This window comes from bacterium (genome assembly GCA_036524115.1).
GTDB lineage: Bacteria > JAUVQV01 > JAUVQV01 > JAUVQV01 > DATDCY01 > DATDCY01.
Genome location: DATDCY010000077.1, coordinates 16,292 through 41,513, shown reverse-complemented (window position 1 = coordinate 41,513; position 25,222 = coordinate 16,292). Strand labels below are relative to the sequence as shown.

The following is a 25,222-nucleotide window of genomic DNA, read 5'->3' as shown; positions in this document are numbered from 1 at the left end:
ACCGCGCCGGCCCAGATCAGCGCGGCGCCGACGCGGCTGCGCCCAGCGGGCGGGGGCGGGGCGTCCATCACGTCCCGCCAGAGCAGGTGCCACGCGCCGACGCGGGGCGCGAGCAGGCGCAGGAGCACCGGTCCGAGCACGAGGCCGACCAGGATGTTGTTGAGGAAGATCGCCGTGCCGAGGACGTTGAAGGGGACGAAGCCGAGCAGGTCCACGCCCCAGGCGATGATCGCCGCGCAGGCGGCGCTCGCCGGGACGACGGCGGCGGCGAACAGGAGCGTCTCGCGCCAGGGCGAGGCGGGCGCTGCGCCCGGGGGGGCGGCCGCGGTCCGGAGGAGCTTGCAGGGCACGAGCGCGAAGAAGAAGTTCCCCGCGAAGCCGAAGGCGCTCCCGAGCGAGAGCGTGCCGCCGAGGAAGTCGCCGATGACATTGCCGATGCCGCTGCCCCAGGCGCCGGCCGGCCCGAAGAGGTAGCCGAGGACCAGCGGCACCACCGCTCCGGGCCGCACCTCGGTGAAGCCGGGGATGATCGTGGCGATCTTGAATGGGATGAGCACCGCCGCGTAGAGCGCCGCGGTCAGCGCCACCAGGACGACCATCCGGGTGTTGGTCCACATCGTGACGATCTCGCGCATCGGCCTTTCGCACCTCCTCGCGGGGGGATTGTACCGCGAACGCCTCCACGGCGGGCCGGTTGCAAAAACGGCAGGCGGGACAGATAGTATCTCCGCGACTGCATTCATCGACCGGGTTGGGAATCCGCACGACAAGGGGGGCGCCATGGAGCTGAAGGGTTCGCGGACCGAGAAGAACATCCTCACTGCCTTCGCCGGCGAGTCGCAGGCGCGCAACCGCTACACCTACTTCGCCTCGCAGGCGAAGAAGGAGGGTTTCCTGCAGATCCAGGCGATCTTCGAGGAGACCGCCAGCCAGGAGAAGGAGCACGCCAAGCGCCTCTTCAAGCTGTTGCAGGGTGGGATGGTGACCGTGCAGGCGGAGTTTCCGGCCGGCGTCATCGGCACCACCGCGCAGAACCTGACGGAGGCCGCCGGCGGGGAGCGCTTCGAGTGGGCGCAGATGTACCCCGGCTTCGCGAAGGTCGCCCGCGAGGAGGGCTTCCCGGAGATCGCGCAGATCTTCGAGTCCATCGCGGTCGCGGAGAAACAGCACGAGAGGCGCTACCGCGGTTTCCTGGCGAACGTCGAGGGGCAGCGGGTTTTCAAGCGCGAGAAGCCCGTGAAATGGGTCTGCCGCAACTGCGGCTACATCCACGAGGGGGCCGAGGCGCCCGACACCTGTCCGGCCTGCGCGCACCCCCGCGAGTACTACGAGGCCCTGTGCGAGAACTGGTAGATACAAGGACGGTCCTGATCGGCGGCGAGGCCGGCCAGGGACTGGTCACCGTCGGCCAGCTGCTCTCGCAGGCGCTCGTGCGCGCCGGCTGGCGCATCTGCGTGACGCAGACGTACCACTCGCGCGTGCGCGGCGGGCACAACACCTGGGCGATCCGCTTCGGCGCGGGGGAGATCGGCGCGCCGGCGGAGACGATCGACCTGCTCGTCGCCCTGGACCAGGAGTCGATCGCGCTGCACCGGGGCGAGCTGGCCGCCGGCGCGTTGCTGATCGCCGACGAGGGGCTCGACCCGCAGGGAACCGCGGGGCTGCGCGTGCCGTTCGCGAAGCTCGCGGCGGCCCGGCAGGCCAACGTCGCCGCGCTGGGGGTCGCCGGGACGCTCCTCGGCCTCCTCGAGGAGCTGCTGGCCGCCGGCGTCGAGGAGATGTTCGGCAAGAAGGCGCCGGATGCGGCGGCCGAGAACCGGCGCGCGCTCGCCGAGGCCTGCCGCTGGACGGCCGAGGCGGGCGCTTCGTTCGCGCTGCCGGAACGTCCGGCCGCCGGCGGCGCCTCGCGGGCGATGGTCAACGGCAACGAGGCGCTCGCGCTCGGCGCGCTCTCGGCGGGGTTGCGGTTCTACGCCTTCTACCCGATGACGCCTTCGACCTCGGTCTCGCTGACGGTGGCGGCGCATGCCGCCGCGCTCGGGGTCGTCGCCGAGCAGGCGGAGGACGAGATCGCGGCCGTGAACATGGCGATCGGCGCCTCGTTCGCGGGCGCCCCGGCGATGGTCGCGACTTCCGGCGGCGGCTTCGCGCTCATGGTCGAGGGCGTGAGCCTGGCCGCGATGACCGAGACGCCGCTCGTCGTGGTGGTCGCGCAGCGCCCCGGGCCGGCCACCGGCCTGCCGACGCGCACCGAGCAGGCGGACCTCGAGTTCGTGCTCCACGCCGGCCACGGCGAGTTCCCCCGCGCGCTCCTCGCCCCCGGAAACCCCGAGGAGTGCTTCCTGCTCGCGCGCAAGGCGCTCTTTCTCGCGGAGATGTCCCAGGGGCCCATCTTCATCCTGACCGACCAGTTCCTCGCGGACTCCTACCGCGCGGTCGAGCCTTTCGAGGTGCGCGCGCTGCCGGCCGTGCGCGCCGGTCACGAGGGCGACGTCGCCGCGCCGTACCGGCGCTACGCCTTCGTCGAGGGCGGCGTCTCGCCGCGGCTGCTTCCGGGGCGGACGCAGCACCTGGTCGTCGCCGACAGCGACGAGCACACCGAGGACGGTCACATCACCGAGGACCTCGCCGTGCGCGACCGCATGGTCGCCAAGCGGCTCGCAAAGCTGGACGTGCTGCGCTGGGAGGTGCTGCCACCGCGGCTCGAGGGCGCGGCGGAAGGCGCCCTGCTGCTGGTCGCGTGGGGCTCGGCGGGCGCCGCCGCGGCGGAGGCGGCGGCGGAACTGCGCGCGCGCGGCGTCGCGGCGGCCACGCTGCACTTCACGCAGCTCTGGCCGCTCGATCCGCAGCAGTTTCTCGCGACCCTGCGCGCCGCGGGGCGCGTGATCTTCGTCGAGGGCAACGCGACCGGCCAGTTCGAGCGCCTCGTCCGCCGCGAGACCGGCTTCGAGGCGACCGGGCACGTGCGCCGCTGCGACGGCCTGCCCATCACGCCGGCGTACGTATTGCGGGCGCTCGCCGCACAGGGGATGGCCTGATGGTGACGATCGCGGACTACGGCAAGTACGAAACCGCGTGGTGCCCCGGGTGCGGCAACTTCGGGATCCTCGGGGCGATGAAGGCGGCCCTCGCCGCCGCCGGGCTGGCGCCGCACCAGGTCCTCTTCGTCTCGGGGATCGGCCAGGCCGCGAAGGCGCCGCACTACCTCAACGCCAACGTCTTCAACGGCCTCCACGGCCGCGCGCTGCCGGCGGCGACCGGCGCCAAGCTCGCCAACCCCGCCCTCAAGGTGATCGTCGAGAGCGGCGACGGCTGCACCTACGGCGAGGGCGGCAACCACTTTCTCGCCGCCGTGAGGCGCAACATCGGCCTGACCGTCGTCGTGCACGACAACCAGGTCTACGGGCTCACCAAGGGGCAGGCGAGCCCCACTTCCGACGCCGGCTTCGTCACGAAGGCGCAGCCCGAGGGCGTGCACGCCGAGCCGTTCAACCCGGTCGAGACCGCCGTCGCGCTCAAGGCCAACTTCGTCGCGCGCGGCTTCGCCGGGATGCCCGAGCACCTCGCGGCGCTGATCGGCCAGGCGCTGGCCGCGCCGGGGTTCGCGCTCGTGGACGTGCTGCAGCCGTGCGTGTCGTTCAACAAGATCAACACCTACGCCTGGTACCGCCAGCGGGTGCGCGAGCTGCCCGCCGGGCACGACCCGACGGACTGGACGGCGGCGCTCGCGGCGGCGGCGCGCTGGGGCGATGAGATCCCGGTCGGCGTGATCTGGCGCGGCAGCCGCCCCGCGTACGAAGAGCACGTCCCGGCACTCGCGGCCGGGCCGCTCGTCGGGCGCGAGATGGACCGCGAGCGGCTCGCGGCGATCATCGAGCACCTGCGCTAGCGGGCCGGCTCGACGCGGGGGATCGCCTCCCGCACGCGACCGCTGCGGGCGATCTCCTCTGCCTGTCGCAGGCGCTGCTGAGCCTCCGCGTTGCGCCCCAGGAGCGCCAGCGCACGGGCGAGATTGTAGTAGGCGTCCAGCAATCCCGACAGGGCCTTCTCGAAGTGCGGGGTTGCCTCCGAGATGCGGCCGGTGCGCGCGAGCGCCACCCCGAGGTTGTTCTGGGTGACCGCGTCGTCGGGGCGCAGCCGGACGGACTCGCGGTAGGCCAGGATGGCGTCGTCGTCCCTCCCGGCTCTCTGATAGTCGACCCCCAGGTTGTAGAACGAGTTGGCGGCGATCTCCTGCTTGTAGCGCGGCAGCCCGAGCAGGTGCGTGTAGGCGTCGGTGTAGGTGAACGCGCCAAGTACGAACAGGATGGTGCAGGACACTGCCAGGCTGCGCCATGAGCGCGCGCGGAGATCCCCGGCGAGGGCCACGCCTGCGTGGCCGGCGTACAGGCACAGGATGGGCACGGCGGGGAAGCGGTACTCCGACGCGCTGAAGAACACCACGTTGGCGACGAGGACGGACGCCAGGTAGCCCAGCAGCAGGACATTCGGCGCCGCGCGCGCGGCCCCGAGGACGGCCAGGGGCAGCAGCGCCGCGAACGACGGCAGCGGCAGCGCCAGCAGCGAGCCGAACTTCGAGCGGAAGAGGTTGAAGTCCACGTTGATCGGCGCCTCGTACCCGTTGGCGAAGACGACGGCTTTCTTCAGCAGCAGCCCCGCCTCGCGCAGCGGCTGTTCGCGGATGAAGCGCCAGCTTTCTGCGTACCAGAAGTCGGAGGCCTGCGCCGGCGTCAGCTCACGCCCCGCCCGCCTGCGCGCCTCCTCGAGGAAGGCCTGCTGCTCCTCTGCAACGTCAGTCCGGGCGAACGGGAGCATCTGGTAGGGGCCGCGGCACTCCGGCCCGTTCCCCGTGTAGAAGTTCATGCCGCCGTGAGCGGTCGTCCAGATCCATTCGCCGCCGACGCGGTAGTTGCGCGCGGCCACGGGCAGGAGCGCCGCGAGCAGCCCCGACGCGAAGAGCGCCGCCGCCGGCGCCTTCCGTGGCGCGCGCCGCCACAGCCAGAGGGCGAGGACCGGCGCGAGCAGGAGGGCCGAGGGGCGCAGGTGCGCGGAGACGCCCGTGAGCAGCCCGGCCAGCAACGCCCCCGCCGGTCCCGCAGTCGACGCGGCCAGCAGCGTCGCGAGGTTCACGGCGTTGATCAGCGCCGCCTTCAGCAGCGTGCTCTCGTAGAAGAGCGCCGGCGGGTACGCCAGGTAGACCGCCGCGCCGATGAGACCCGCCGTGCGCGAGAGGTGCCGCGTCCCGAGCAGGTAGATCATCCAGCCGGAGACCAGGCCGAGCGCGAACTGCGCGAGGACAGCCGTCTCGACGCGCGCGCCGAAGAGCGAGTAGAGGACCGCCAGGAAGTACGGATAGCCGGGGCTCATCGTGAAGACGCCGCGCGCCACGCCCGCCCAGTCGCCGCCGGCGATCTCGAGGGCCCAGCGATGGTAGTAGCCGGCGTCGAGGAACGGGCGCTGGAAGAGGAAGGTTTGGCGGACCTGCAGGAAGAAGACGGCGCGCAGGGCGATCCCGCCCGCGAGGACCGCGAGCAGGGCGCCGCCCCGGTGGTGGGTCCGGGCCGCGACCGTCTGCGTCGTCATCGTGCACCTTGCGCGGGGTTCGCGCATCAACTATATACCGTGTGAAGGGCTCGTCCCAACCATCACCGAGGGAGGCTGGAATGACGAAGTACAAGTGCAACGTCTGCGGCTACGTCTACGACCCCAACCAGGGCGACCCGATGAGCGGCGTCCCCCCGAAGACCCCCTTCGAGAACCTCCCGGCGGACTGGGTCTGCCCCGTCTGCGGCGCCAGCAAGGACGAATTCTCGCCCACCAAGTAGTCAGGGGCCGATAAGGGCCCGTCTGCGGCGTTGCGCTCCTCGCGCCTGCCTGCGACGGGCGCTAGCCCGTCTCGGCATTCGCCTCGTCGCGCGGCTTGCATCCGGACCCTTCTCGGCCCCCTCCAGCTTCGTTCCGGGGCGGGCCGATAAGGGCCCGTCTGCGGCTACAGCCTCGCGGCGCGGTCCGCCAGGCTGCCGTAGGGGATGAGGTCGCGGTAGTCGACGAGGCCGGCGAGCGCGCCGGTCTGGCGCACGCGCATCCCCGTCTCCTCGAGGATCGCGACGGGGTTGAGGCCGCCCATGACGACGACCCCGAGCCGCCCCTCGCTCACCGGGATGTCGAAGAGCGGGCGCCCCGGCCAGCCGACCTCGATCACGACGCCGAGGCCCGCCTCCTCCATGGCGCGCGCGATGCCGAGCACGCGCTCGCGGCTGTTGCCGGGCACCTCGCGGAAGCTGGCGCCGACGAGGCCGTTGCCCGTCTCGACCGCCCCCTTGTAGTCGGTCATGCCGCTGCGGATGAAGACCTCGAGCGGGTCGAGCGTCGTGCCCTCGTAGTGGATCAGCTCGACGAAACGCGTGGGCTTGAGCGCCCGCAGCTCGAGCAGGCCGCCGAAGCGCGACGTGACCGGCACGCCGTGCGCGAGCAGCACGCCGTTGAACGTGATCGAGCAGACGGTGCCGACGCCGACCTTCCCCTCGGGGACCGCGACGTCCCCGACGCGCTCGCCGGGTCCGAACAGCGCCGCCAGGCGGCCGACGCCGAGCTTCGCCGCGAAGACCTTCGCCATCTTCGGGATCGCCTCGCCGATCTGGCCGCGCTCGAGCAGGCTGACGTTGACGACGACACGGCCCTCGCGCCGCTCGAGGTCGAAGTCCATCGTGTAGGTGAGCTGGTCGATCTTCGCGGCGAGGTAGCCGACCTTCTCGAAGGCGCGCGCGCTGGAGAGCTCGCGGGCGCCCAGCTCCGTGATGCGCCGGCCCTGCTTGCCGAGGTTCTCCGTGAGGCCGTCGCCGTCGAGCGCCTGCAGGTGGAAGCGGACCGTGCGCTCGCTCAGGTCATGGCCGGCGGCCATCAGCCGGGCGGTGAGGTCGCCGCTGCCGTGGGGCCGGCCGTCCTCGTGCAGGATCTTGAGGATCGCCAGCCGCTTCTTCTCGACCTTGTCGCGCATCGCGCGGCGATTCTACCAGAAAGATGCCGCAGCAGCCGCCACCATCGGCAATGTTGCCGGATCGTTGCCGGTCTCGGCGGTGTCAGCCGCTGAGGCGGAGACCATCGCGACGCCCCGGATTCGAGGACAAAAACATGGTCCACACAAGAAGTTCAACTGCTGAACGGCCGGTGGCGCCCGACCGCCTGCACAATGGAACGCACGACTTCGTCCGGCAATCCGGCAGGCTCGCACGGCCTGGTTGCCGCACGAGTCCGGCAATATTGCCGCCAGCCGTGCAGTATAATGCCAATAAATACGGGCACTTAGCGCGCATTCTTCTTGACTTCGCCTCCTGCGGCTTCCTATAGTGGCAAGACATTGCCGATGATGCCGGAGCTAGGTTCCGGCAAGTGGCTACCGGGTCGAGGACCAACAAGGAGGAGAAGGGAATGAACCTGAGGAGGCCGAACGCCAGCACCGCGACCGACACGTTCAACCGCTCGCGCAACGTGGTCCCGATGTCGGGGATCTGCGTCGAGTGCCTCGACGGCTGCAAGGGCGGCTGCGAGCTGTGGCTCTCGTCGTTCCGCGGCCGCGAGGTGATCTACCCCGGGCCGTTCGGGCAGATCACGGCCGGCGCCGACAAGAACTACCCGCTGGATTACTCGCACCTGAACATCCAGGGCTACGCCTGCGGCGCGAAGGGGATGCCCAAGGGCGTGAAGCCCGGCCCCGACACGGCGACGTTCCCGTCGGTCGACACGGAGACCGAGTACGGCTGGACCAAGAAGGTGAAGATGAAGGTGCCGATCTTCACCGGCGCGCTCGGCTCGACCGAGATCGCCCGCAAGAACTGGGAGCACTTCGCGATCGGCACGGCGATCTCGGGCATCACGCTGGTCTGCGGCGAGAACGTCTGCGGCATCGACCCGAAGCTGGAGCTGGACGCCAACGGCAAGGTGAAGAACTCGCCGGAGATGGACCGGCGCATCGAGACCTACAAGCGCTTCCACCAGGGCTACGGCGAGATCCTCGTGCAGATGAACGTCGAGGACACGCGCTTCGGCGTGGCCGAGTACGTGCTGAACAAGCATGGGCTGGACACGATCGAGCTGAAGTGGGGGCAGGGCGCCAAGTGCATCGGCGGCGAGATCCGCGTCGGTGATCTGGCGCGCGCACAGGAGCTCAAGCGCCGCGGCTACATCGTGACGCCGGACCCGACGCTGCCGGAGTCGATCGAGGCCTTCAAGAAGGGCGAAATCAAGGAGTTCGAGCGCCACTCGCGCCTGGGCTTCGTGGACCACGAGGGCTTCCTCAAGGAAGTGGCGCGCCTGCGCAAGGTCGGCTTCAAGCGGATCACGCTCAAGACCGGCGCCTACTCGATGCAGGAGCTGGCGATGGCGCTGCGCTGGGGCGCCGAGGCGAAGATCGACCTGCTGACGACCGACGGCGCCCCCGGCGGCACCGGCATGAGCCCCTGGAACATGATGAACGAGTGGGGCATCCCGACGATCTACATGCAGTCGCTGGTCAACGAGTTCGTGGCGAAGCTCGCCAAGCGCAAGATCCGGGTGCCGGACCTGGCGATGGCCGGCGGCTTCTCGGACGAGGCGGGCATCTTCAAGGCCCTCGCGCTGGGTGCGCCGCACTACAAGGCGGTGTGCATGGGCCGCGCGCTGATGATCCCGGGCATGGTCGGCAAGAACATCGGCGAGTGGATCAAGAACAACGAGCTGCCCAAGACGGTCTCCAAGTACGGCACGAAGGTCGAGGAGATCTTCCTGACCTACGAGGAGCTCAAGGCGAAGTTCGGCAAGGACGTCGAGAAGCTCCCGCTGGGCGCGGTCGGCATCTACACCGCCACCCAGAAGATCCGCACCGGGCTGCAGCAGCTGATGGCCGGCAGCCGCAACTTCAACCTCTCGACGATCTCGCGCAACGACCTGATGAGCCTGACCGAGGAGTGCGAGAAGGTCACCGGCATCCCGTACGTGATGCGCGCCTACCGCAAGGAGGCCGAGAAGATCCTCGCGCAGTAACCGCGGACGAGACGCGGGCGGGGCGTCGTCCCCGCCCGCGCAGTGCATCGGGGCGCCGGTTCCCGGAAAGGTCGGGGGCCGGCGCCTTCCTGTTCTTGTACCGGCCATGATCAAGTCGCCTCACCTATATTTGTTCAGTACGACTTTGCCGACATGACAGTGTCTCTTCCGAATCGGGGTCCCTCCGCGGAATCGCGGCGGGAAAGGAGCCTTCTGGTGACCGATGTCCTGGGAAGCGCCCGGCGGCCCGACCCAGGCCTCACCCTGGCCGTCGCTTCGGCGGGCACGCTCCTCGTCCTGGCGACGTTCACCGTCCCGCTGGTGACACTGCCCGGCACGGCGGGCGATCTGGGCGCGGGCCCCGGCGGCCAGGCGTGGATCCTGAGCGGGATGAGCGTCGGGGCGGCGGCCGGGTTGCTCGGCAGCGGCGTGATCGGCGACGACTACGGGCGGCGGCGGATGTTTCTGGCCGGGATGCTCATGCTGGCCGGCTCCTCGGTGCTCGGCGCGCTCGCGCCCACAGTGGTGCTCCTCGTGATCGCCCGGCTCCTGCAAGGCCTCGGCGCCGCGGCGATCGTGTCCTGCGCCCTTGGCATGGTCGGCCACGCGTTCCCGACCGCCGCCGAGCGGTCGCGGGCCACCGGCGTGTGGGCGGCCGCGCTCGGCGCCGGCGTCGCCGCTGGCCCGGTCCTCTCCGCCTGGCTCGGAATGCTTGGGGGCTGGCGGCTGCCGTATCTGGTCACGGCGCTCGGCGCGGCGGTGCTCGCCGTCGTCGGCCGTGCCCTGCCGGAGTCGCGGGCGGCCGAGCCGCGGCGGATCGACGTCGCCGGCACCGTGCTGCTCGGGCTGGGGATCGCATCCATGCTGGCTGGGTTGACCGAGGGGCGGGTGGGCTGGGTTCGCCCGGCGACCATCGTGCTCCTGATCGCCGGAGTGGTCCTGTTGACGGGGTTCTTCGCCGTCCAATGCCGGATCCAGGACCCGATGCTCGCCCTCGGTCTGTTCCGGCGGGGCGACTTCGTGGAAGCGACGGCGGCGGCATTGGCGACGGGGTCGGGTGTCCTGTCCCTCATCTCCCTTGTGCCGACGTTGCTCGAGCGGGCCATGGGGGCGAGCGCGCTCGCTTCCGCGGTCGTGCTCCTCGCGTGGTCGGGGATGACCGTCCTGACGGCGTACGCGGCGCGCTGGGTCCCGGCTCGGGTCCCGCCGCGTGCGCTGCTGATCGCCGGACTGACGGGGTGCGCCGCCGGCCAGCTCGCGCTGGGCTGGATCGACCCCGGCAGCTCGATGGGGCGCCTGCTGCCGGGTCTTTTCGTGGCCGGCGTCGCGGGCGGCGTCCTCAACGCGGTCCTCGGCCGCCAGGCGGTGGCCAGCGTGCCTGCCGACCGATCCGCGATGGGGAGCGGCGCCAACAATACGGCCCGCTATCTCGGGGCCGCCGTCGGGGTCACGATCGTCACGGAGATCCTCACGCCGGCAGGTCCTGCCGGCGGGGCTGCCGCGCTCATGAACCGCTGGAACGTTGCGGTGCTGGTCACGACGGCCTTCTCGCTTCTCGGCGCCCTGGCCGTGTACCTCGCGCGCGACGCCGCGGGACCCGGGCAAGGGGGATGCCGGGGCTGAAGCCTGCTCCCGGCGGGTCGGCGCTCCTGCTCATCGCGGATGCGCCCCACTGAACATTGACTCCGTCCCCCCGCCGACGTCACAATCCGCGGACAACGCCCGGGGGGCGTGACATCGACAGGGTTGGCAATCGGTTATCCGGCCTCGAGCAGAGGAAGAAGATTCCGTTGGGTGCTGAACAGGCCGCCGTCGAGGGCGCCCCGCCAAGATCGGCCACCGCGGCCTGGCGTCAGCACCTCTGGCCGATCCTTCTGGTTGTGACGACGGTCGCGCTGGCGTACGCCCGGGCGCTCACTCACGGCTTCCTCAGCAACTGGGATGACACCGCCTACGTCGTGGGCAATCCGGCGGTTCGCGGCATCACCCTCGACCACGTGCGCAGCGCCTTCACCTCGCTGTTCGTCGGCAACTACGCCCCGCTCCAGATCGTCTCCTACATGCTCGACTACGAGCTGTGGGGGTTGCAGGCCGGCGGCTTCATTCTGACCAACCTGCTTTGCCACGCGGCAAGCGCCGTCCTCGTCTATCTTCTGCTGGCCAGGCTGCACGGCGGGCGCGCCGGGGCCCTGGTCGGTGCGCTGGTGTTTGCGCTCCATCCGGTGCAGGTGGAATCGGTCGCCTGGGTTTCGCAGCGCAAGAACGTCCTCGCCATGCTCCTCTTCCTGGCCGCCCTCCACGCCTATGTCCGGTACCGGGAGCGTGACGCGTCGCGGGCCGGCGCCTGGTACGCCGCATCGCTGGCCGCCTTCATCCTCGCGCTGCTCACCAAGTCGGTGACCGTGGTGCTGCCATTGGTGCTGGTGGCGCTGGATTTCTGCTTTCCGACCCGGGCCGGCTGGCGCCGGCGCGTGGGGGACAAGGTGCCCTTCTGTCTGGCTGCAGCGGGGATCGCCGTGCTGGCGCTGATCAGCCAGTCGCCGGGGCTCGGTGGCGGCCGCGCCGGGTACTGGGGCGGCTCGCTCGGCAGCACGCTGCTGACCATGGCGGCGGTGCTGGTCCGGTATGCCACCATGATTGTCTGGCCGCTGCACTTCAGCGCCGGCTATGCGCAGGGGTTCAAGGAGGGCATCGACGGCGAGGTCGCCCTGTCCGCCGCCCTGCTGCTGGCCACGGCCCTCGCCGCCTTGCACTTGTTGCGCCGACAGAGGGCCCTCGGCTTCTGGGTGCTTGTCGTTATCATCGGGCTGGCGCCAGTTTCCCAGCTCGTGCCGCTGGTGACCCTGATGAACGACCGCTACCTCTACTTCCCGATGCTCGGTGTCGCCGGGCTGGCCGGCGGTGGCCTGCAGGCCATCGCGGTCGCCGCCCGGCCGCGCTGGCGGACAGCGGCGCTCGGCGGCTCGGGCCTTGCCTTGACACTCCTGGCGGCGCTCAGTTTCCAGCAGGTCGGTGTATGGCGGGACACGGTCACGCTCTGGCGGCACGCGACCGTCAAGGAACCCGACTGCAGTCTCGCCTGGCTGGGTTTGGGCGCCGCCCTGCTGGACCGTGGGCAGGTCGACGAGGCGCTGGCAGCGCTCCAACATTCCTACATGTTGTTTCCCGGCGACCAGGACACGCTGTACCAACTCGGATTCATCTATACGCAGCGGTTGCGCCAGCCCCTCCGGGGCCGGCCGTACCTCCTGGCGCTGACCAGGCTCAACCCCCGCCACGCGGCGGGGCTCACGCTGCTGGGCGATTCGTATCTGATGACCGGCGAGCGGGAAGCGGCCGCCGAGGCGTTCCGCCGCGCCCGGGCGATTCCGCCGCCCGCGGCGGCTCCGTTTCCATTGCGGCCTGCAGCCTGACCGAGGACTTACCGCGCTCGCCGCAGCGCGGGCAGGTCCAGCCGCGCCATGGGGCGGGGCGCCGGTCCCGGAAGTCGGGAGACCGGCGCCCTCTTGTCGCCGGGTTTCCCGCTACCTGGTGAACGCAACCCCGATGGGAATCGCCTCGTGGGGGAGGGTGATGGAGACCTTGGCCCCCGTCATGAGGTTCACGCCGGTGAGGATGTTCGTCGCGTCCGAAAAAGTCGGATTGCCGACGATCGCCCACCTCCCCGTGCCGTCGACGGCGAGGGTCTCGACGCCGAAGAGCTGCGAGGCGCCCCGCGAGGAGAGGGCCTTGTACTTGGCACTCACGAGCGCCGCCCGGCCGGGGCCCGTGACCCTGAGCTGGGCGAGCATGTTGATGCGGTTGATCTTCACGAGCGGGTCGTCCGAGTTCGGGTCGTCGACCTCGCCGATGGGCTGCGTGAGCACGAAGGCCCGCGCGCCGTCGGGGGTGATCGCGACGCTCTGGTTGCCCCCGGGGCCGCTCGGCAGGGGCGGCGTGAGGGAGTCCCTCGCCGGGATGCCGGCCACCCAGAAGGGCGCACCCTTGAAGATCCTCCCTGTGGCGGGGTCGATCCTCAGCACCGCGACCCGGCCCGACACCGGCGTGTTGACGCCCGTGGGGTCCTTGGAGGCCGAGGCGAGCGCCACAAGCGCCGTCATGCCGTCGGGAGAGATGGTGACGTTGACGGGTCGGCCCATGGTGCCGAGGCACTTGGTACGGTCGATCGGGTCGACGTTGTCGCAGAGGAACAGGCTGCGGAAGTTGGTGAGGCCGTCCTTCGTCGCGTTCACGCGGGCGGAGTAGACCTTGCCGGCGAAGTAGTCGACCGTGAGGACCGTCTTGCCGTCGGGGCTGATCGCGACCGCGTTGGAGTTGATCGTGATCGCGCCGGACACGGTCTTCTGGATCTTCTTGAGCCTGAAGGTCGTCGGGTTGACGAAGCCGAGGTACGGCGAGAAGCCGCCGTCGCTGACGATCGCGAAGCTGCCGTCCCGCGCGACGGCGATGTCCTCGGCGTAGAACGAGTAGATGATCGGCTCGCTGGTGATCGGGTCGACGGTGCCCGTGTCCCACCTCATCCGGAGTTCGCCGCCGTATGCCGGGTTCTTCGGGTCGCTGAAGCTGATCTTGTAGATCTTCTGGTCGCCGAAGTTCGAGAGGAGGGCGTCACGGCCGTTCGGCAGCATGGCAACGTCGAGGACCTGCGAGCCCGCCGTGTCGGTGAGCACGCCCTGGAGGAAGGGGCCGTAGACGTGCGGGGGGCTCGTCCCGAGGTCGACGGTGAAGATCCCTTCCCGTTCGTCGTAGTACGGGCCCGCGGCGTCCGCCGGATTGAAGTTCGCGGCGACGATTGCCCACGGTGCGGCCGGGGCCATCGCCGGCAGAACCAGGACCGCGGCCATCACCAACGCGCACACAGCTCTCTTCATGGCATCCTCCTTGCGGTTGACCCCTTACCCTCGGGCGGCGAGGCCGCCCAACCTCCGTGACGCACGAACCGGCTGATGCTCGCGAAGACGCTGCACGTAAGCATATGCCCGGAGCTCCGCAAAGACAACGCAGCGAACTCAGTCGCCGAGACATTCCGCAGCATGTGACAGCGAGGCATTGACATTTCCGAGAGTCACGCAAATGATCGCGCGCAGTGCTCCGCGAGACCGACGGGGGGGGGCGCGTCCCGCGCGGGTCGGTCCAGCGGTGGGCATCGGGGGTTCTCTCGCCAAAGGAGGACTGCGTGATCCTGACGAATGTGGAAAGCGTGCCCGGAAGGAAGATCGTCGAACACTACGGCCTGGTCTCTGGCAGCACGGTGCGCTCCAAGCACTTCGGCCGCGACTTCATGGCGGGCCTGAAGAACATCGTCGGCGGCGAGCTCAAAGGGTACACCGAGCTGCTCGAGGAGTCGCGCAAGGAGGCGATGGACCGGATGGTCAAGATGGCAAAGGCGCTGGGGGCGAACGCCGTCGTCAACGTCCGCTTCTCGACCTCGTCGGTGGCGGCGGGCGCGGCGGAACTCTACGCCTACGGCACGGCCGTGCGGCTGGAGTAGGCCGTGTTCGATCTCATCGTCTTCCTGACCCTCGTGCTCACGGGCTATGTCTTCGGCCGCGTGAACGAGGCCGCGCACTACCGCTCGATCCGCAACCGCGAACGCGCGTCGCGGCGGATGGCCGTCCATTGCGCCAAGACCGTCGATCCGGCCTGGGACGTCGCCGGCGCGCGGCTGGTCACCGGCAGCACCGCCGTCTCGGTGGACTACTTCAAGCGCGTGGCCGCCGGCCTGCGCAACTTCTTCGGGGGCCGCGTCAGCGCCTACGAGACCCTCCTCGACCGCGCTCGCCGCGAGGCGGTCCTGCGGATGAAGGAGGAGGCGCGCAGGTTCGGCGCGGCCGCGATCGTCAACGTCCGCATCGATACCTCGTCCATCAGCGGGGCGAAAGGGGGCAGCAAGATCGCGTGCGTCGAGGTCCTCGCCTCGGGCACCGCAGTGAAGCTCAAGTGAAGTACGAGTACCGGGAGGCCCCCGAGGGGATCAACAACCCCCCGGTGAGCCACCTCAAGGAGGCGTTCGTCCTCGCCGGCGGGCTGACCCTCCTCGTCGTCGGGCTCTTCCTCGTTCTTGGCTGGGCGGCCGACCGGCTCGTCGGCCGGCTCTCGCCGCAGGGAGAGAAGCGCCTGGCCGACATGCTTCGGGTTCCCGGATACCCGGGCGGGAAGTCAAAGGGGGCGGAGGATCTGCAGCAGGTGCTCGATCGGCTCTCGCGTCGACAGCCCGCCGCCTACCCGCTGCAGGTCACGGTCGCCTGCTCGGAACAGGTGAACGCCCTGGCACTGCCGGGCGGGACCATCGTCGTCTTCTCCGGACTGCTCTCACGCATGCGCAGCGAGAACGAACTGGCGATGGTGCTGGGACACGAGATCGGCCACTTCGCGGCCAGGGATCACCTCAAGGGGCTTGGGCGCACCCTCGTATTCCTCGCGCTCACGACGGCCCTCTTCGGGGGCGGCGACGGGGTCCCGTCCTTCCTGCAACACGTCGTCGGCGTCACCTCCTACCGTTTCAGCCGCGCGCAGGAGGAGGCCGCGGACCAGGCCGGAGCACGCCTCGTGAATGAGGAGTACGGGCACGCCGGGGGGATCGTGGACTTCTTCCGGTCGCTGGAGGCGGAGGGCCATCAGAGCGAGGCGGGCGCCTGGTTCTCCACCCATCCCGCGCACCACAAGCGCATCGAGGAACTGGAAGGGCTCATCGCGCGGGAAGCATGGCAGGTGCGCGAGGTGAAACCCCTTAACGGCAGGGAGTGGGCCGAGCGCAGCTGCGGGAAGTGAACCTGGGGCCGGCCAGAGCGCCTGCCGCGCTCAACCTCTGATCGCCGGCCATCGCCTTCTTCTCACCCGTCGCCGTCTCGCAGTGCGGTCAGGCGTCCCTATCGCGGTGGCGGCGGCTGGCCCGGCGGCGGTGGCGGCGGCTGCCGCCCCGGCGGCGGCGGATAGGCGGTCCCCGGCGGAGGCGGCGGTATTGCGCCCCAGACGCGCCGGCGCATCCCCGGCAGCAGGTTCCCCTTGGCGTACATGCACTGCTGGTAGGCCATGTCGTAGCGCCGCTGCGCCTCCCCGCCGTAGACCGCTCCCGCCTCCGCCCCGGAGGCCGCCCCCAGCAGCATCCCGGCGCCGGCGCCGATGACCGCCCCTTCGCCGGCATCGCCTGACGCCGCGCCGAGGGCCGCGCCGGTCGTCGCGCCGACGATCGCGCCGACGACTCCCGAGTTCGCCGCGTTCTGGTTGGCCACGTCCTGCGGGCTCATGCCGATCTGCTGGTGCGCCCACTGCCTGCACGCAAAGTCCTCGGCCTGGAAGAGGTCAAACGGTTTCCCCGGCGGCGGCAGCACCATGACGCTGGGTCCCGCCGGCATCGTCACGCACGCCCCGAGCGACAACGCCAGCGCCGCCGCAGTCAGGACACGCAATCCCCGCTTCACGGCGTTCACCGGGCCGGAGCCGGCTGGGGGGCGACTTCCCGCCAGCCCCTGGGGCAGTCGCGGACGTAGGGGTAATAGCCCGGGGGATCCTCGCAGTAGTACCAGAAGTACTCCGGCGGCGGGTTGCCCGGGCTCGATGCGGGCGGCGTCTGCGAACCTTCCGCAGGGGCAGACTCGGTCTGCGGGCTGGGAGCCACCTTGGTCCAGCCGGATGGGCACTCCCGGACGTACGGGTAATAGCCCGCGGGGTCCTGGCAGTAGTACCAGGAGTACGTCTCCTGCTGCGGCGCCGGAGCCTCTTCCTCCTGGGCCGGCGGCTCCACGACGACGGGGGGCTCGGCGTAGTAGGGGTAATAGTAGGGATATGAATACCGATACGAATAAGGGTAGTAGTACGGATACCCGAACGGCCCCCACCACCACGGGTCCCAACCGGGACCGACCCAGAAGCTGAAGCTGGTGCCGACGTGCCGGCGGTCGTGGTCGCCCCCGAAATGGCCCCGACCGAAACCGCCGCCGTGCCTGCCCGAGCCCCCGAAGTGCCGTGCGCCCTCGCGCGATTGCCCGAGAACCGCCGCCGGCGCCAGCAGTCCGGCGGCCGCGAAGAGGGCGACGACCGTCCACGTAACGCTGCTCTTCATCGCTGGTACCTCCTTGGAGCGTTTCAAGTCATTGCGTTCCATTCCTAAAATATAGACCCCGCCGGGACAAATGGCCCGCCGCAACGGGCCGGCGGTTGCGAATTCGCGCCGACGTCCTACATTCTGCCCATGGCTTGCCGGAGCGCCGCGGGCCACGGAACCGGAACTGCGTGTGACGCACTTCGCGTTGCCGGGGCGCGTCCACTCCAGCGAAAGGAACGAGATCATGGCGCAGCGCAAGGTTGCAGTGATCGTGGGGAGCCTGCGGGAGGGCTCGTACAACCGAAAGATGGCGCGGGCGCTCATCGGGCTCGCGCCCGCCGCGCTGGCGTCGGAGATCGTCGAGATCGGCCAGCTCCCGCTCTACAACCAGGACCTGGAGGAGCGCCCGCCGGCTCTGTGGACCGACTTCCGCGCCCGCATCAGGAGCTTCGACGCGGTGCTTTTCGTGACGCCCGAGTACAACCGCTCGATGCCGGGCGTCCTCAAGAACGCCATCGACGTCGGCTCGCGGCCGTACGGCAAGAGTGTCTGGGCGCGAAAGCCGGCCGCCGTCGTGAGCGTGTCGCCGGGCGCGATCGGCGGCTTCGGCGCGAATCACCACCTGCGCCAGTCGCTCGTCTTCCTGGACATGCCGGCGCTGCAGCAGCCCGAGGCCTACATCGGCGGGGCCGCGGGCCTCTTCGACGACGCGGGTCGGCTGGTCAACGACGAGACACGCGAGTTCGCCGTCGGGTTCATGACGGCGTTCGCGGCCTGGATCGAGACCGTCCACCCCGACGCGCGCGACTAGAACCCGGCGGCTGCAGCAGCTCGTCGCCTGCGACGGCGTTCGGTCGCGAGCGGCGCCCGCGCTGGAAGGCCAGCAGCCGCTCGACGAAGCCGTCGCGGATGCGCGGATGGGCCAGCCGCATCTCGTCCTCGACCGGCAACAGCGGGAAGCGCGCCATGACTGCCCGGGCGAAGATGCCCGCGCCGGCCTGCGGAAGGCTTCCCCCGGGCGGGAGGATGGCGATCCGGCGCAGCCCGCAGCTGGGCGAGCGGCTCTTGAACACGAAGCCGCAGAGGTCCTGCTCCGCCAGTTCCTCCAGCCGCCGTGCCGCCCAGGCGCCGATGCGGTCGGTGTGGTCGATGCCGGTGCGCACGGTGAGCAGGCGCGGGGAGGCCGGGGCGCCGATCAGATGCAGCGACTCGCGCGGGACGGGCAGGCCGCACTCGACCTCCGGGCACACCGGCACCCATCGCACGAGGCGTCCGAGCGCGTCGCACAGGACCCGGTCCAGCTTGTGCCCGCCGTCATAGCGGACGGGGTTTCCCAGCAGGCACGAGCTGATTCCCACGCGGATCACTCTCTTGTCCCCGGCCACGCCGCCGATATACCACAGGCCCCTGGTCCGCGGCTGTCCTTTCCTCTTGGACTCCGGTTGGAGTGGCTGCTATCCTGATGATGTGCCGGACCGAGGGTCGGTTTGACCGCGTGGGCTCCCGCTTCGCCAGCCCTGCCGCCGCTCACGCTGCTGAGCGTCGTCATCCCTGCGCGCGACGAGGAGGAATCGTTGCCGAGCACCCTTGAGCACCTCGGCGCAGAGCTGCAGGCGGCGCAGATCCCGCACGAGATCGTGGTGGTGGACGACGGCAGCAGTGACGGTACCTGGGCGGCGCTCCAGAGCATCCGGGATCGCATTCCTGCGCTGCGGCCGGTGCAGAACCGCGCGGAGCACGGTTTTGGGCGGGCGGTCAGGCACGGGCTCCGGCATTCCAGGGGCGACGCTGTTGTGATCGTGATGGCCGACGGCTCTGACGATGCCCGGGACGTGGCACGGTACTGGCGGGCGCTGGGCGCGGGCTGGGAGTGTGTGTTCGGCAGTCGCTTCGTCGAAGGCGCTTCCCTGGCGGATTATCCCCGCGCCAAGCTGGTGCTCAACCGCGTGGCCAATGCCGCGATCGCGTTCCTCTTCGGAATTCCACTCGACGATACCACCAACGCCTTCAAGGGCTACCGTCGGTCGGTGATCAGCGGCTGCGAACCGCTCGTCTCGTCCGGCTTCGAGCTCACCGTGGAACTGCCCCTCAAGGCCATCGTCCGCGGGTACTCCTGGACGGTGGTGCCGGTCTCCTGGCGGAATCGGCGCCACGGCGTCCCGAAGCTGAAGCTCAGGAACGTCGCCTGCCGGTATGCCGCGCGCGTGCTCTCCGTGTGGGTGGAGAGGCTTCGGACTCGCCGCGCACCCGGGTGCGCGTGACAGGCGAGGAGCGTGCGGTGTCTCTCGCGGTGGTAACGGGATCCTCGGGACTTGTCGGCAGCGAGACGGTGAAGTTCCTGGCCGAGCAGGGACTCGAAGTTGTCGGCATCGACAACAACCTGCGCCGCTATTTCTTCGGCCCGGATGGGTCGACCGAACGGCGGACCGGCGAGCTTCAGCGGACGCTCAGAGGGTTCACCCACCACGACCTCGACATACGCGACGAATGCCGCATCTCCGGCCTCTTCGGACGTCTGGGGCGCGCGACGTCGCTCGTCGTCCATGCCGCGGCTCAGCCCAGCCACGATTGGGCGGCCCGCGAGCCGCTGACGGACTTTTCCGTGAACGCGGACGGGACCCTGGTGCTGCTCGATGCGGCGCGCCGGCATTGTCCGGAGGCGGTGTTCGTCCTCCTGTCCACGAACAAGGTGTACGGCGACACCCCCAATCGTCTGCCCCTCGTGGAGCAGCAGTTGCGCTGGGAGCTGGACGTCGCACACCCCTTCTCCCCGCACGGCATCGACGAGAGCATGAGCATCGACTGCTCGATGCACAGTCTCTTCGGGGCGAGCAAGCTGTCGGCGGACATTCTCACCCAGGAGTACGGGCGCTACTTCGGCATGCGCACCGGGACCTTCCGGTGCGGATGCGTGACCGGGCCGGCGCATGCCGCGGTCGAGCAGCACGGGTTTCTCGCGTACCTCGTCAAGTGCGCCTTGTCCGGGCGGACCTACACCATATTCGGTCACAAGGGCAAGCAGGTGCGCGATAACATCCATGCCCGCGACCTCGTTCGGGCGCTCTGGCAGTTCTTTCTGGCGCCGCGGTCCGCCGCGGTATACAACATGGGAGGCTCGCGGCACAGCAACTGCTCGATTCTCGAAGCGATCGGCAAGATCGAGGCACTGTGCGGGCGACGCGTTCAGACGGCCCTCGGCGAGGCGCGCGCGGGCGACCACGTCTGGTATATCAGCGACGTGCGGAGGTTTCGGAAGGATTACCCGGATTGGGCCCACGCATACGACCTCGACCGGATCCTCGCAGAGTTGACGGAGGCCGCGCGGGCGGTGTGATCATCACCGTTCGCTCGCGCGTGCCGGGTCTCCGGTTCCTGCCGTGAACAAGCCCAGCTGGCTGCCGTCTTCTCCAGCGCCGGCCGTTCTCTCGCTGCTGTGCGCGGTCCTTGCCGCTTCCCTGGCGCTGCGTCATCCTTCGGCGCTGGTCCTGAGGACCAGGACGTTGCAGGGGGGCGCGGCGCGCGTTCTCGTCGAAGGTGCCGGGCCGCACGACAATTCGACCATCACTCTTGCGGTGCCGGATTCGCGCGGGGCGGCAGCGACCTCGGTGATCCAGCTGCCGGCGGTTGCCCTGAAGTCCCTGAGGATCGCGCCGCTGGCGGGCACGGGAAGCTACGGCATCGACTCGCTGGTGCTCCTGAACGGCACCCGCCGCTACGCGTGGGACGATTCCGGTGCCTGCCGGCAGAGATACTGGAACCAGGGACGGGCGCGGACGGAGCCGTGCGGGCCCGGATCTCCCGGGTTGGCGGTGGCCGCGGACGGCTCGGTGCTCATTTCGTCCATCCCGGATGCCGGGACGCGGTACGGCATCGGCACGAGGCTTGCCGCCGGTTTGTGCGTCGCTCTCGGTGTGCTCGTGTGCGCTGCGTGGCTGCTGGCTCCCTCGAACGGGGGCGCAGTGGTCGTCTCAGCGAGGCTGATCTGGCTGGCGGTCGCGGCGCTCTATGCGTACCAGCTCTCGCTCATCCTGCGGTATGCCGTCGATGTCCCCTGCTACGAAGAGTGGGACTACTTCCAGGCGAGCGGCCTGCCGAGTGGCCTCACCCTGGAGTGGTTGTTCAGTTTTCGCAACGGGCACAGGATCGTGCCGACACACCTGATGGCCTGGTTGAATCTGAAGCTCTTCGGACTGGACTTTGCCCTGCAGAAGCTTCTGAATCACGTCTTTTTCGGCGGCCTGCTTGTCGCCATCGTCGCGTTCAAACGTCGGATCACCGGGGCTGGGGGCGCGTTTCCTCTCTTTCCGGCGTTCCTGATCTTCCTGGTGTCAAGCATCGCCAGTGAGAACCACCTCTGGTCTTACCAGTCCCAGATCCACTTGGTACTTCTGTTCTCGCTCCTTGCGCTCCTGGCCTCGTACCAGGACGACATGACCCTGGGAACGGAACTGATCTTCAGCGGCCTGTGTGTTCTGTCCATGTTCACCATGTCGGCGGGGATCGGGCTGTCCCTCGTGTTCGTCAGCGGCAAGATCATCTACGCGGTTGCCGGCATCGTCCACGGCCGCATGCCGCGCAGGCGAACGTCAGGCCTCCTGGTGATGGATGGCACCATCATTGGCGTGGCTCTTGTGCTGTGGTTCCGTGGATTTTCCGGGGGGGAAGCACCGATCTCTGCCAGCAGCCTCTTTGGCACCGCCTTCTGGGACTTCTTCCTGAACGTCGTCGGCCTCGGTTTCGGCGCAAGAGTCGAAGACCCGTTGCCAGGCGCTGTCTGGTTGGCCGCGGCTCTGCTGCCGGTGCTGCTGTTGGTTGCGAGACGCGAGACGCGCTGGCGGTCTTCGACGTGGCTTGTCATGACGCTGACCATCGGAATCCTCGCCGTGCTGGCCATGATCGCACTGGGTCGGACGGCGAATCCGGCGCTCTGCGTCGGCCCCAAGACGTCGCGGTACGCCGAGTTTGGGTTCCTCCTGATACCGGCGATGTCTCTGGCCTGGTGGCTTGCGGTCAAGTCGAGAATCAGGCGGGTGACGGTACTGTCGCTCGTCTGGGGCGGTCTCTTCATCGGTTACCGTGGCGATTGGTCTCCGGTCGCCTATCAGGCGATCTGGAGGGACGACGTTCTCACCCTCGAGTGCGTCGAGCCCGTGCTTTCGGGCGACAGGTGCGAGGCATATGAGCCGGCCGAGGAACTCGAGCGGGCGATGCAGGTGCACGCGAGATTCACACGGCAGTTCGCGCCGGACCCCCGGCGCGGACCCTGAGCCGCGACCTCACAGGAAGCACTGGGGATCGTCGGCGCAGAGGTCCGCGGCGCCGGCCGCCTGGGAGGCCGCCCAGGCGATCGCGCGGCAGCCGCGACAGGCAGCCCAGCGGGGGCAGGCGCCGCACCGCCCCCGGTAGGCGGCCCGGTCGCGCAGGCGCGCGAGCACCGGAGAGGCGGCCCACACCTCGCGGAGCGAGTCGGCGCGGATGTTGCCAATCGGCACGGGAAGCCGGCGGCAGGGCAGCAGCGTCCCGTCCTCGAGCACGGTGATGCCGGCGAGCCCGGCCGCGCACCCGCCGGCGGGCACGGCCAGCGCGGGGTCGACGGCGGGCGGCCACAGCAGGCAGGAGGCGACCGGGTCGCCCGTCACGAACTCCAGGCCGGGAACGGTGGTCGCGGCGATCTCGCGGTAGAGCGTCCCGGTCTCTTCGGCGGTGAGCGCCGCCTCGCGCAGCTCGCACCCGCGGCCGGCGGGGACGATCCGCGCAAAGCCGAGACGCGGCACGCCGCGCGCCGCGACGAACCGGGCCAGGGGCAGCACCTGCGAGACGTTGAGGCGCGAGAGCGTCATGTTCGCCGTGACCGGGAGACCGGCCGCGACGAGCGCATCGACGCCGCGCAGCGCGGCCGCGAAGCTCCCCGGTCCCCGGATCCCGTCGTGCACGTCACCGAGCCCTTCGAGACTCACCTGCACGGCGCGCACGCCGAGGTCCGCGAACCGCCGCGCCTCCTCGCGGGCCACGAGCGTCCCGTTGGTCAGCACCGACACGGCGAACCCGGCGTCGCGGAAGGCGGCGGCGATGTCGAAGAGGTCCGGCCGCAGGAGGGGCTCCCCCCCCGTGAGGCTGACGGCGGGCTGGAAGGACAGGCCGTAGCCGGCAGCCCAGGCGGCGAGGGTCTCGCGGCACTCCTCGAGCAGGTCGAGGACCTCGGCGGTCGCGAGCTCGCCGCCGCCCGCCGCCTGCGACTGGTAGCAATGGCGGCAGCGCAGATTGCAGCGCGCCGTGAGGTGGAGCTGCACGAAGAACGAGAGCGGATCGGTCAGGGCCATGCGGGTGCCGCCTCCCGGGGGTGAAGGTGCCCGGGCGCGGCCCCCTCGCGCTTCGCACGCGAGGGCGGTCGCGCCCGGATTTTTGCGTCGCCGACCGGCGACGTCACGACTTTCAGCTGCTTCACTTGCGGCAGACCTTGACGGTCTTCTCGGTCAGGGCCTTCTTCAGGGCCGTCCAGTGCGCCGCCTCGAGTTCCCTCGCCGCGGGGGTGAGAGATTTCTTCATCCGTTGTCACCTCCTTCCCGTGTGGTGGCTCCGGGCACCCGCCCGTGCTACGCGAGATTCGCGAACGCCTCGGTCACGAGGTCCGAGAGCGCCGGAAAGACGTGCATGCTCCCCGTGATGGTGTCGACCTGCTGGCGGTTGGCGACCGCGGTGGCGACCTCGGCGATCAGCAGCGACGCCTGCGGTCCGATCACGTGGAAGCCGAGGATGCGCCGGGTCTCCCGATCGACGATCGCCTTCGCGAAGCCGTCGCGCTCCCCCATCGCCCTGCCGAGGACGGTGTCCATGTAGCGGGCCCTGCCCACGAGCGGCGTGCGCCCCCCGGCCGCGGCCTGCGCCTCGGTGAGCCCCACCGAGGCGATCTGCGGCGAGGTGAAGACCGCGTGCGGGACGGCGGCGAAGTCCATGGCGATCTGCCGGCGGTGCGACGCGTTGTGCCAGGCCACCTCGGCCTCCCGGTCGCCGGCGTGCGTGAACATCGCCCGGCCGATGGCGTCGCCGAGCGCCCAGACGCCGGGCTTGTTCGTCCGCAGGCGGTCGTCGACGCGGAAGTAGCCGCGCTCGTCGAGATCAAACCCGGCCGCCTGAGCGCGAAGCTCGTCCGCGTTGGAACGGCGGCCCGCGGCGACGAGGACCTGCTCGGCCGCCAGCTCCGCCGTGCTGTCGCCCGCTCCCCGCACGACGACGGCGCAGCCCCCGGCCGCCGGCCTGACCTCGGTGACGGTCGTGCCGAGGTGCAGCTGCACCCGCTGTGCGAGCCGCGCGCGGAGGAGCTCGGAGACCTCCGGCTCCTCGAACGGCAGGAGGCGCTCGCCGCGCTCGACGATCGTGACCTTCGTGCCGAGCGCCGCGAAGAAGTGGCCGTACTCCAGCCCGATGTACCCTCCCCCGAGGATGATGAGGCTCTCCGGCCGGCGCCGGAGCGCGAGCAGCGTCTCGTTCGTGAGGTGCGGCGTCGCGTCGAGCCCGGGGATCGGCGGCATGGCGGGCCGGGAGCCCGAGGCGACGAACACCTTCTTCCCGGCGAGCCTCGTCCCCGCGACTTCGAGCGTGCGCGGTGCGAGGAAGCGACACGCGCCGGGGATCAGCTCGATGTTCGCCGTCTGCTCGACGGCGCGGTGCAGGGCACTGCGGCCGTTCGCGACCGTCTCCCGCATCCGCGCCATGATCCCCTCGAAGTCGGCGCCCGCCAGCTCGACGCGGATGCCGAGCGCCGGCGCCTCCGCGATCTCCAGGACCCGGTCCGCCACGTGGATGAGCGTCTTCGAGGGGACGCAGCCGTTGTTCAGGCACGTCCCCCCGATTGCGCCCTTCTCGACCAGCGCAACCGAAAGACCGGCGCCGGCGGCCTTGAACGCAACCGCGCAGCCGACGTCGCCCGCGCCGATGACCACGGCGTCGTAGGTCTTCACGATCCTCCTTCGCAGCGGATTCGAACCCTGGTGGCAATATAGGCTCCGTCCGCCCGCCGGCAACCACGCGCCCTTTCAAGCCGTCGCCTCCTGACGGAATCCAGGGCTGATCCCCGGGGTGTCAAGGAGGCGATCCGGCGCGGAATTGAGGTCATCCCTGCATTGCCCGCATTCGGCCGGCCGTTACATTTCCAGCAGCGGC

General features: G+C 70.0%; 23 protein-coding genes. 14 read left to right on the top strand and 9 right to left on the bottom strand.

Annotated features, from left to right (window positions below):
• On the bottom strand, positions 1 to 635 hold a 635-nt coding region (locus VI078_03815), incomplete at its 3' end, for a QueT transporter family protein (GenBank protein HEY5998412.1).
• 145 nt (positions 636 to 780) lie between these two features.
• Between VI078_03815 and VI078_03810 the strand changes: the two genes are divergently transcribed.
• From VI078_03810 to VI078_03800, 3 genes are read left to right on the top strand one after another with little or no spacing between them, the layout of a single operon-like run.
• On the top strand, positions 781 to 1,353 hold the full coding sequence (locus VI078_03810) for a rubrerythrin family protein (GenBank protein ID HEY5998411.1): 573 nt from the start codon (positions 781 to 783) through the stop codon (positions 1,351 to 1,353).
• Positions 1,338 to 3,038 (top strand): 2-oxoacid:acceptor oxidoreductase subunit alpha, encoded by a 1,701-nt coding sequence (locus tag VI078_03805; GenBank protein HEY5998410.1) that lies wholly within the window; start codon positions 1,338 to 1,340, stop codon positions 3,036 to 3,038. The genes VI078_03810 and VI078_03805 overlap by 16 nt, the downstream gene beginning before the upstream one ends.
• The gene (locus VI078_03800) at positions 3,038 to 3,889 is read left to right on the top strand and encodes a thiamine pyrophosphate-dependent enzyme (protein ID HEY5998409.1); all 852 of its coding nucleotides are present in this window, start codon (positions 3,038 to 3,040) and stop codon (positions 3,887 to 3,889) included. Before VI078_03805 ends, VI078_03800 begins: the two co-directional genes overlap by 1 nt.
• On the opposite strand, the gene VI078_03795 is transcribed toward VI078_03800, so the two are convergent.
• The gene (locus VI078_03795; GenBank protein ID HEY5998408.1) at positions 3,886 to 5,583 is read right to left on the bottom strand and encodes a tetratricopeptide repeat protein; all 1,698 of its coding nucleotides are present in this window, start codon (positions 5,581 to 5,583) and stop codon (positions 3,886 to 3,888) included. The two genes, VI078_03800 and VI078_03795, sit on opposite strands and share 4 nt — an antisense overlap.
• A gap of 80 nt (positions 5,584 to 5,663) precedes the next feature.
• On the opposite strand from VI078_03795, the gene VI078_03790 reads away from it, so the two are divergent.
• Positions 5,664 to 5,825 carry a rubredoxin gene (locus VI078_03790; GenBank protein HEY5998407.1) on the top strand — a complete coding sequence of 54 codons (162 nt, stop codon included), beginning with the start codon at positions 5,664 to 5,666 and terminating at the stop codon, positions 5,823 to 5,825.
• A gap of 164 nt (positions 5,826 to 5,989) precedes the next feature.
• On the opposite strand, the gene VI078_03785 is transcribed toward VI078_03790, so the two are convergent.
• On the bottom strand, positions 5,990 to 6,997 hold the full coding sequence (locus VI078_03785) for an NrpR regulatory domain-containing protein (protein HEY5998406.1): 1,008 nt from the start codon (positions 6,995 to 6,997) through the stop codon (positions 5,990 to 5,992).
• Between the two features lie 431 nt (positions 6,998 to 7,428).
• Between VI078_03785 and VI078_03780 the strand changes: the two genes are divergently transcribed.
• The 3 genes from VI078_03780 (at position 7,429) to VI078_03770 (ending at position 12,431) form a co-directional block, all read left to right on the top strand.
• A complete protein-coding gene (locus VI078_03780; protein HEY5998405.1) occupies positions 7,429 to 9,018 on the top strand; it encodes a glutamate synthase-related protein in 1,590 nt (529 codons plus the stop codon).
• A 216-nt stretch (positions 9,019 to 9,234) separates the two neighbouring features.
• A complete protein-coding gene (locus VI078_03775) occupies positions 9,235 to 10,641 on the top strand; it encodes an MFS transporter (protein ID HEY5998404.1) in 1,407 nt (468 codons plus the stop codon).
• A 167-nt stretch (positions 10,642 to 10,808) separates the two neighbouring features.
• Positions 10,809 to 12,431, top strand: a complete 1,623-nt coding sequence (locus VI078_03770) for a tetratricopeptide repeat protein (GenBank protein HEY5998403.1) — start codon at positions 10,809 to 10,811, stop codon at positions 12,429 to 12,431.
• A 111-nt stretch (positions 12,432 to 12,542) separates the two neighbouring features.
• Here the strand turns inward: VI078_03770 and VI078_03765 are convergent, their stop codons facing one another.
• On the bottom strand, positions 12,543 to 13,889 hold the full coding sequence (locus VI078_03765) for a hypothetical protein (protein ID HEY5998402.1): 1,347 nt from the start codon (positions 13,887 to 13,889) through the stop codon (positions 12,543 to 12,545).
• Between the two features lie 305 nt (positions 13,890 to 14,194).
• Between VI078_03765 and VI078_03760 the strand changes: the two genes are divergently transcribed.
• The 3 genes from VI078_03760 to VI078_03750 are packed head-to-tail and all read left to right on the top strand — an operon-like array spanning position 14,195 to position 15,789.
• Positions 14,195 to 14,509 carry a YbjQ family protein gene (locus VI078_03760; GenBank protein ID HEY5998401.1) on the top strand — a complete coding sequence of 105 codons (315 nt, stop codon included), beginning with the start codon at positions 14,195 to 14,197 and terminating at the stop codon, positions 14,507 to 14,509.
• Positions 14,510 to 14,512: 3 nt separating this feature from the next.
• A complete protein-coding gene (locus VI078_03755; GenBank protein ID HEY5998400.1) occupies positions 14,513 to 14,962 on the top strand; it encodes a YbjQ family protein in 450 nt (149 codons plus the stop codon).
• Positions 14,959 to 15,789: a M48 family metallopeptidase gene (locus VI078_03750; GenBank protein ID HEY5998399.1), complete on the top strand. Its 831-nt coding sequence runs from the start codon at positions 14,959 to 14,961 to the stop codon at positions 15,787 to 15,789. Before VI078_03755 ends, VI078_03750 begins: the two co-directional genes overlap by 4 nt.
• A gap of 98 nt (positions 15,790 to 15,887) precedes the next feature.
• On the opposite strand, the gene VI078_03745 is transcribed toward VI078_03750, so the two are convergent.
• The gene (locus tag VI078_03745) at positions 15,888 to 16,448 is read right to left on the bottom strand and encodes a YMGG-like glycine zipper-containing protein (protein HEY5998398.1); all 561 of its coding nucleotides are present in this window, start codon (positions 16,446 to 16,448) and stop codon (positions 15,888 to 15,890) included.
• Positions 16,445 to 17,080, bottom strand: coding sequence for a hypothetical protein (locus VI078_03740; GenBank protein HEY5998397.1), 636 nt, complete (start codon positions 17,078 to 17,080; stop codon positions 16,445 to 16,447). The genes VI078_03745 and VI078_03740 overlap by 4 nt, the downstream gene beginning before the upstream one ends.
• A 226-nt stretch (positions 17,081 to 17,306) precedes the next feature.
• On the opposite strand from VI078_03740, the gene VI078_03735 reads away from it, so the two are divergent.
• Positions 17,307 to 17,873 carry an NAD(P)H-dependent oxidoreductase gene (locus VI078_03735; GenBank protein HEY5998396.1) on the top strand — a complete coding sequence of 189 codons (567 nt, stop codon included), beginning with the start codon at positions 17,307 to 17,309 and terminating at the stop codon, positions 17,871 to 17,873.
• Here VI078_03735 and VI078_03730 read toward each other — a convergent pair.
• Positions 17,818 to 18,447 carry a DUF523 domain-containing protein gene (locus VI078_03730; GenBank protein ID HEY5998395.1) on the bottom strand — a complete coding sequence of 210 codons (630 nt, stop codon included), beginning with the start codon at positions 18,445 to 18,447 and terminating at the stop codon, positions 17,818 to 17,820. The two genes, VI078_03735 and VI078_03730, sit on opposite strands and share 56 nt — an antisense overlap.
• A 102-nt stretch (positions 18,448 to 18,549) precedes the next feature.
• On the opposite strand from VI078_03730, the gene VI078_03725 reads away from it, so the two are divergent.
• The 3 genes from VI078_03725 to VI078_03715 are packed head-to-tail and all read left to right on the top strand — an operon-like array spanning position 18,550 to position 22,329.
• A complete protein-coding gene (locus tag VI078_03725) occupies positions 18,550 to 19,323 on the top strand; it encodes a glycosyltransferase family 2 protein (GenBank protein HEY5998394.1) in 774 nt (257 codons plus the stop codon).
• Positions 19,324 to 19,340: 17 nt separating this feature from the next.
• On the top strand, positions 19,341 to 20,396 hold the full coding sequence (locus VI078_03720) for an NAD-dependent epimerase/dehydratase family protein (protein ID HEY5998393.1): 1,056 nt from the start codon (positions 19,341 to 19,343) through the stop codon (positions 20,394 to 20,396).
• 43 nt (positions 20,397 to 20,439) lie between these two features.
• Positions 20,440 to 22,329: a hypothetical protein gene (locus tag VI078_03715; GenBank protein ID HEY5998392.1), complete on the top strand. Its 1,890-nt coding sequence runs from the start codon at positions 20,440 to 20,442 to the stop codon at positions 22,327 to 22,329.
• A gap of 9 nt (positions 22,330 to 22,338) precedes the next feature.
• Here the strand turns inward: VI078_03715 and VI078_03710 are convergent, their stop codons facing one another.
• Together VI078_03710 and VI078_03705 are read right to left on the bottom strand one after the other, a co-directional pair.
• Positions 22,339 to 23,382, bottom strand: a complete 1,044-nt coding sequence (locus VI078_03710; protein ID HEY5998391.1) for a radical SAM protein — start codon at positions 23,380 to 23,382, stop codon at positions 22,339 to 22,341.
• Between the two features lie 273 nt (positions 23,383 to 23,655).
• Positions 23,656 to 25,020 carry a dihydrolipoyl dehydrogenase gene (locus VI078_03705; GenBank protein ID HEY5998390.1) on the bottom strand — a complete coding sequence of 455 codons (1,365 nt, stop codon included), beginning with the start codon at positions 25,018 to 25,020 and terminating at the stop codon, positions 23,656 to 23,658.
• Positions 25,021 to 25,222 lie beyond the last annotated feature (202 nt).

Excerpts from the sequence above, each read along its gene's own strand:
- VI078_03810 (HEY5998411.1), top strand. The coding sequence starts at position 781 with ATGGAGCTGAAGGGTTCGCGGACCGAGAAGAACATCCTCACTGCCTTC.
- VI078_03800 (HEY5998409.1), top strand. The coding sequence starts at position 3,038 with ATGGTGACGATCGCGGACTACGGCAAGTACGAAACCGCGTGGTGCCCC.
- VI078_03795 (HEY5998408.1), bottom strand. The coding sequence starts at position 5,583 with ATGACGACGCAGACGGTCGCGGCCCGGACCCACCACCGGGGCGGCGCC.
- VI078_03790 (HEY5998407.1), top strand. The coding sequence starts at position 5,664 with ATGACGAAGTACAAGTGCAACGTCTGCGGCTACGTCTACGACCCCAAC.
- VI078_03785 (HEY5998406.1), bottom strand. The coding sequence starts at position 6,997 with ATGCGCGACAAGGTCGAGAAGAAGCGGCTGGCGATCCTCAAGATCCTG.
- VI078_03780 (HEY5998405.1), top strand. The coding sequence starts at position 7,429 with ATGAACCTGAGGAGGCCGAACGCCAGCACCGCGACCGACACGTTCAAC.
- VI078_03765 (HEY5998402.1), bottom strand. The coding sequence starts at position 13,889 with ATGAAGAGAGCTGTGTGCGCGTTGGTGATGGCCGCGGTCCTGGTTCTG.
- VI078_03740 (HEY5998397.1), bottom strand. The coding sequence starts at position 17,080 with ATGAAGAGCAGCGTTACGTGGACGGTCGTCGCCCTCTTCGCGGCCGCC.
- VI078_03735 (HEY5998396.1), top strand. The coding sequence starts at position 17,307 with ATGGCGCAGCGCAAGGTTGCAGTGATCGTGGGGAGCCTGCGGGAGGGC.
- VI078_03710 (HEY5998391.1), bottom strand. The coding sequence starts at position 23,382 with ATGGCCCTGACCGATCCGCTCTCGTTCTTCGTGCAGCTCCACCTCACG.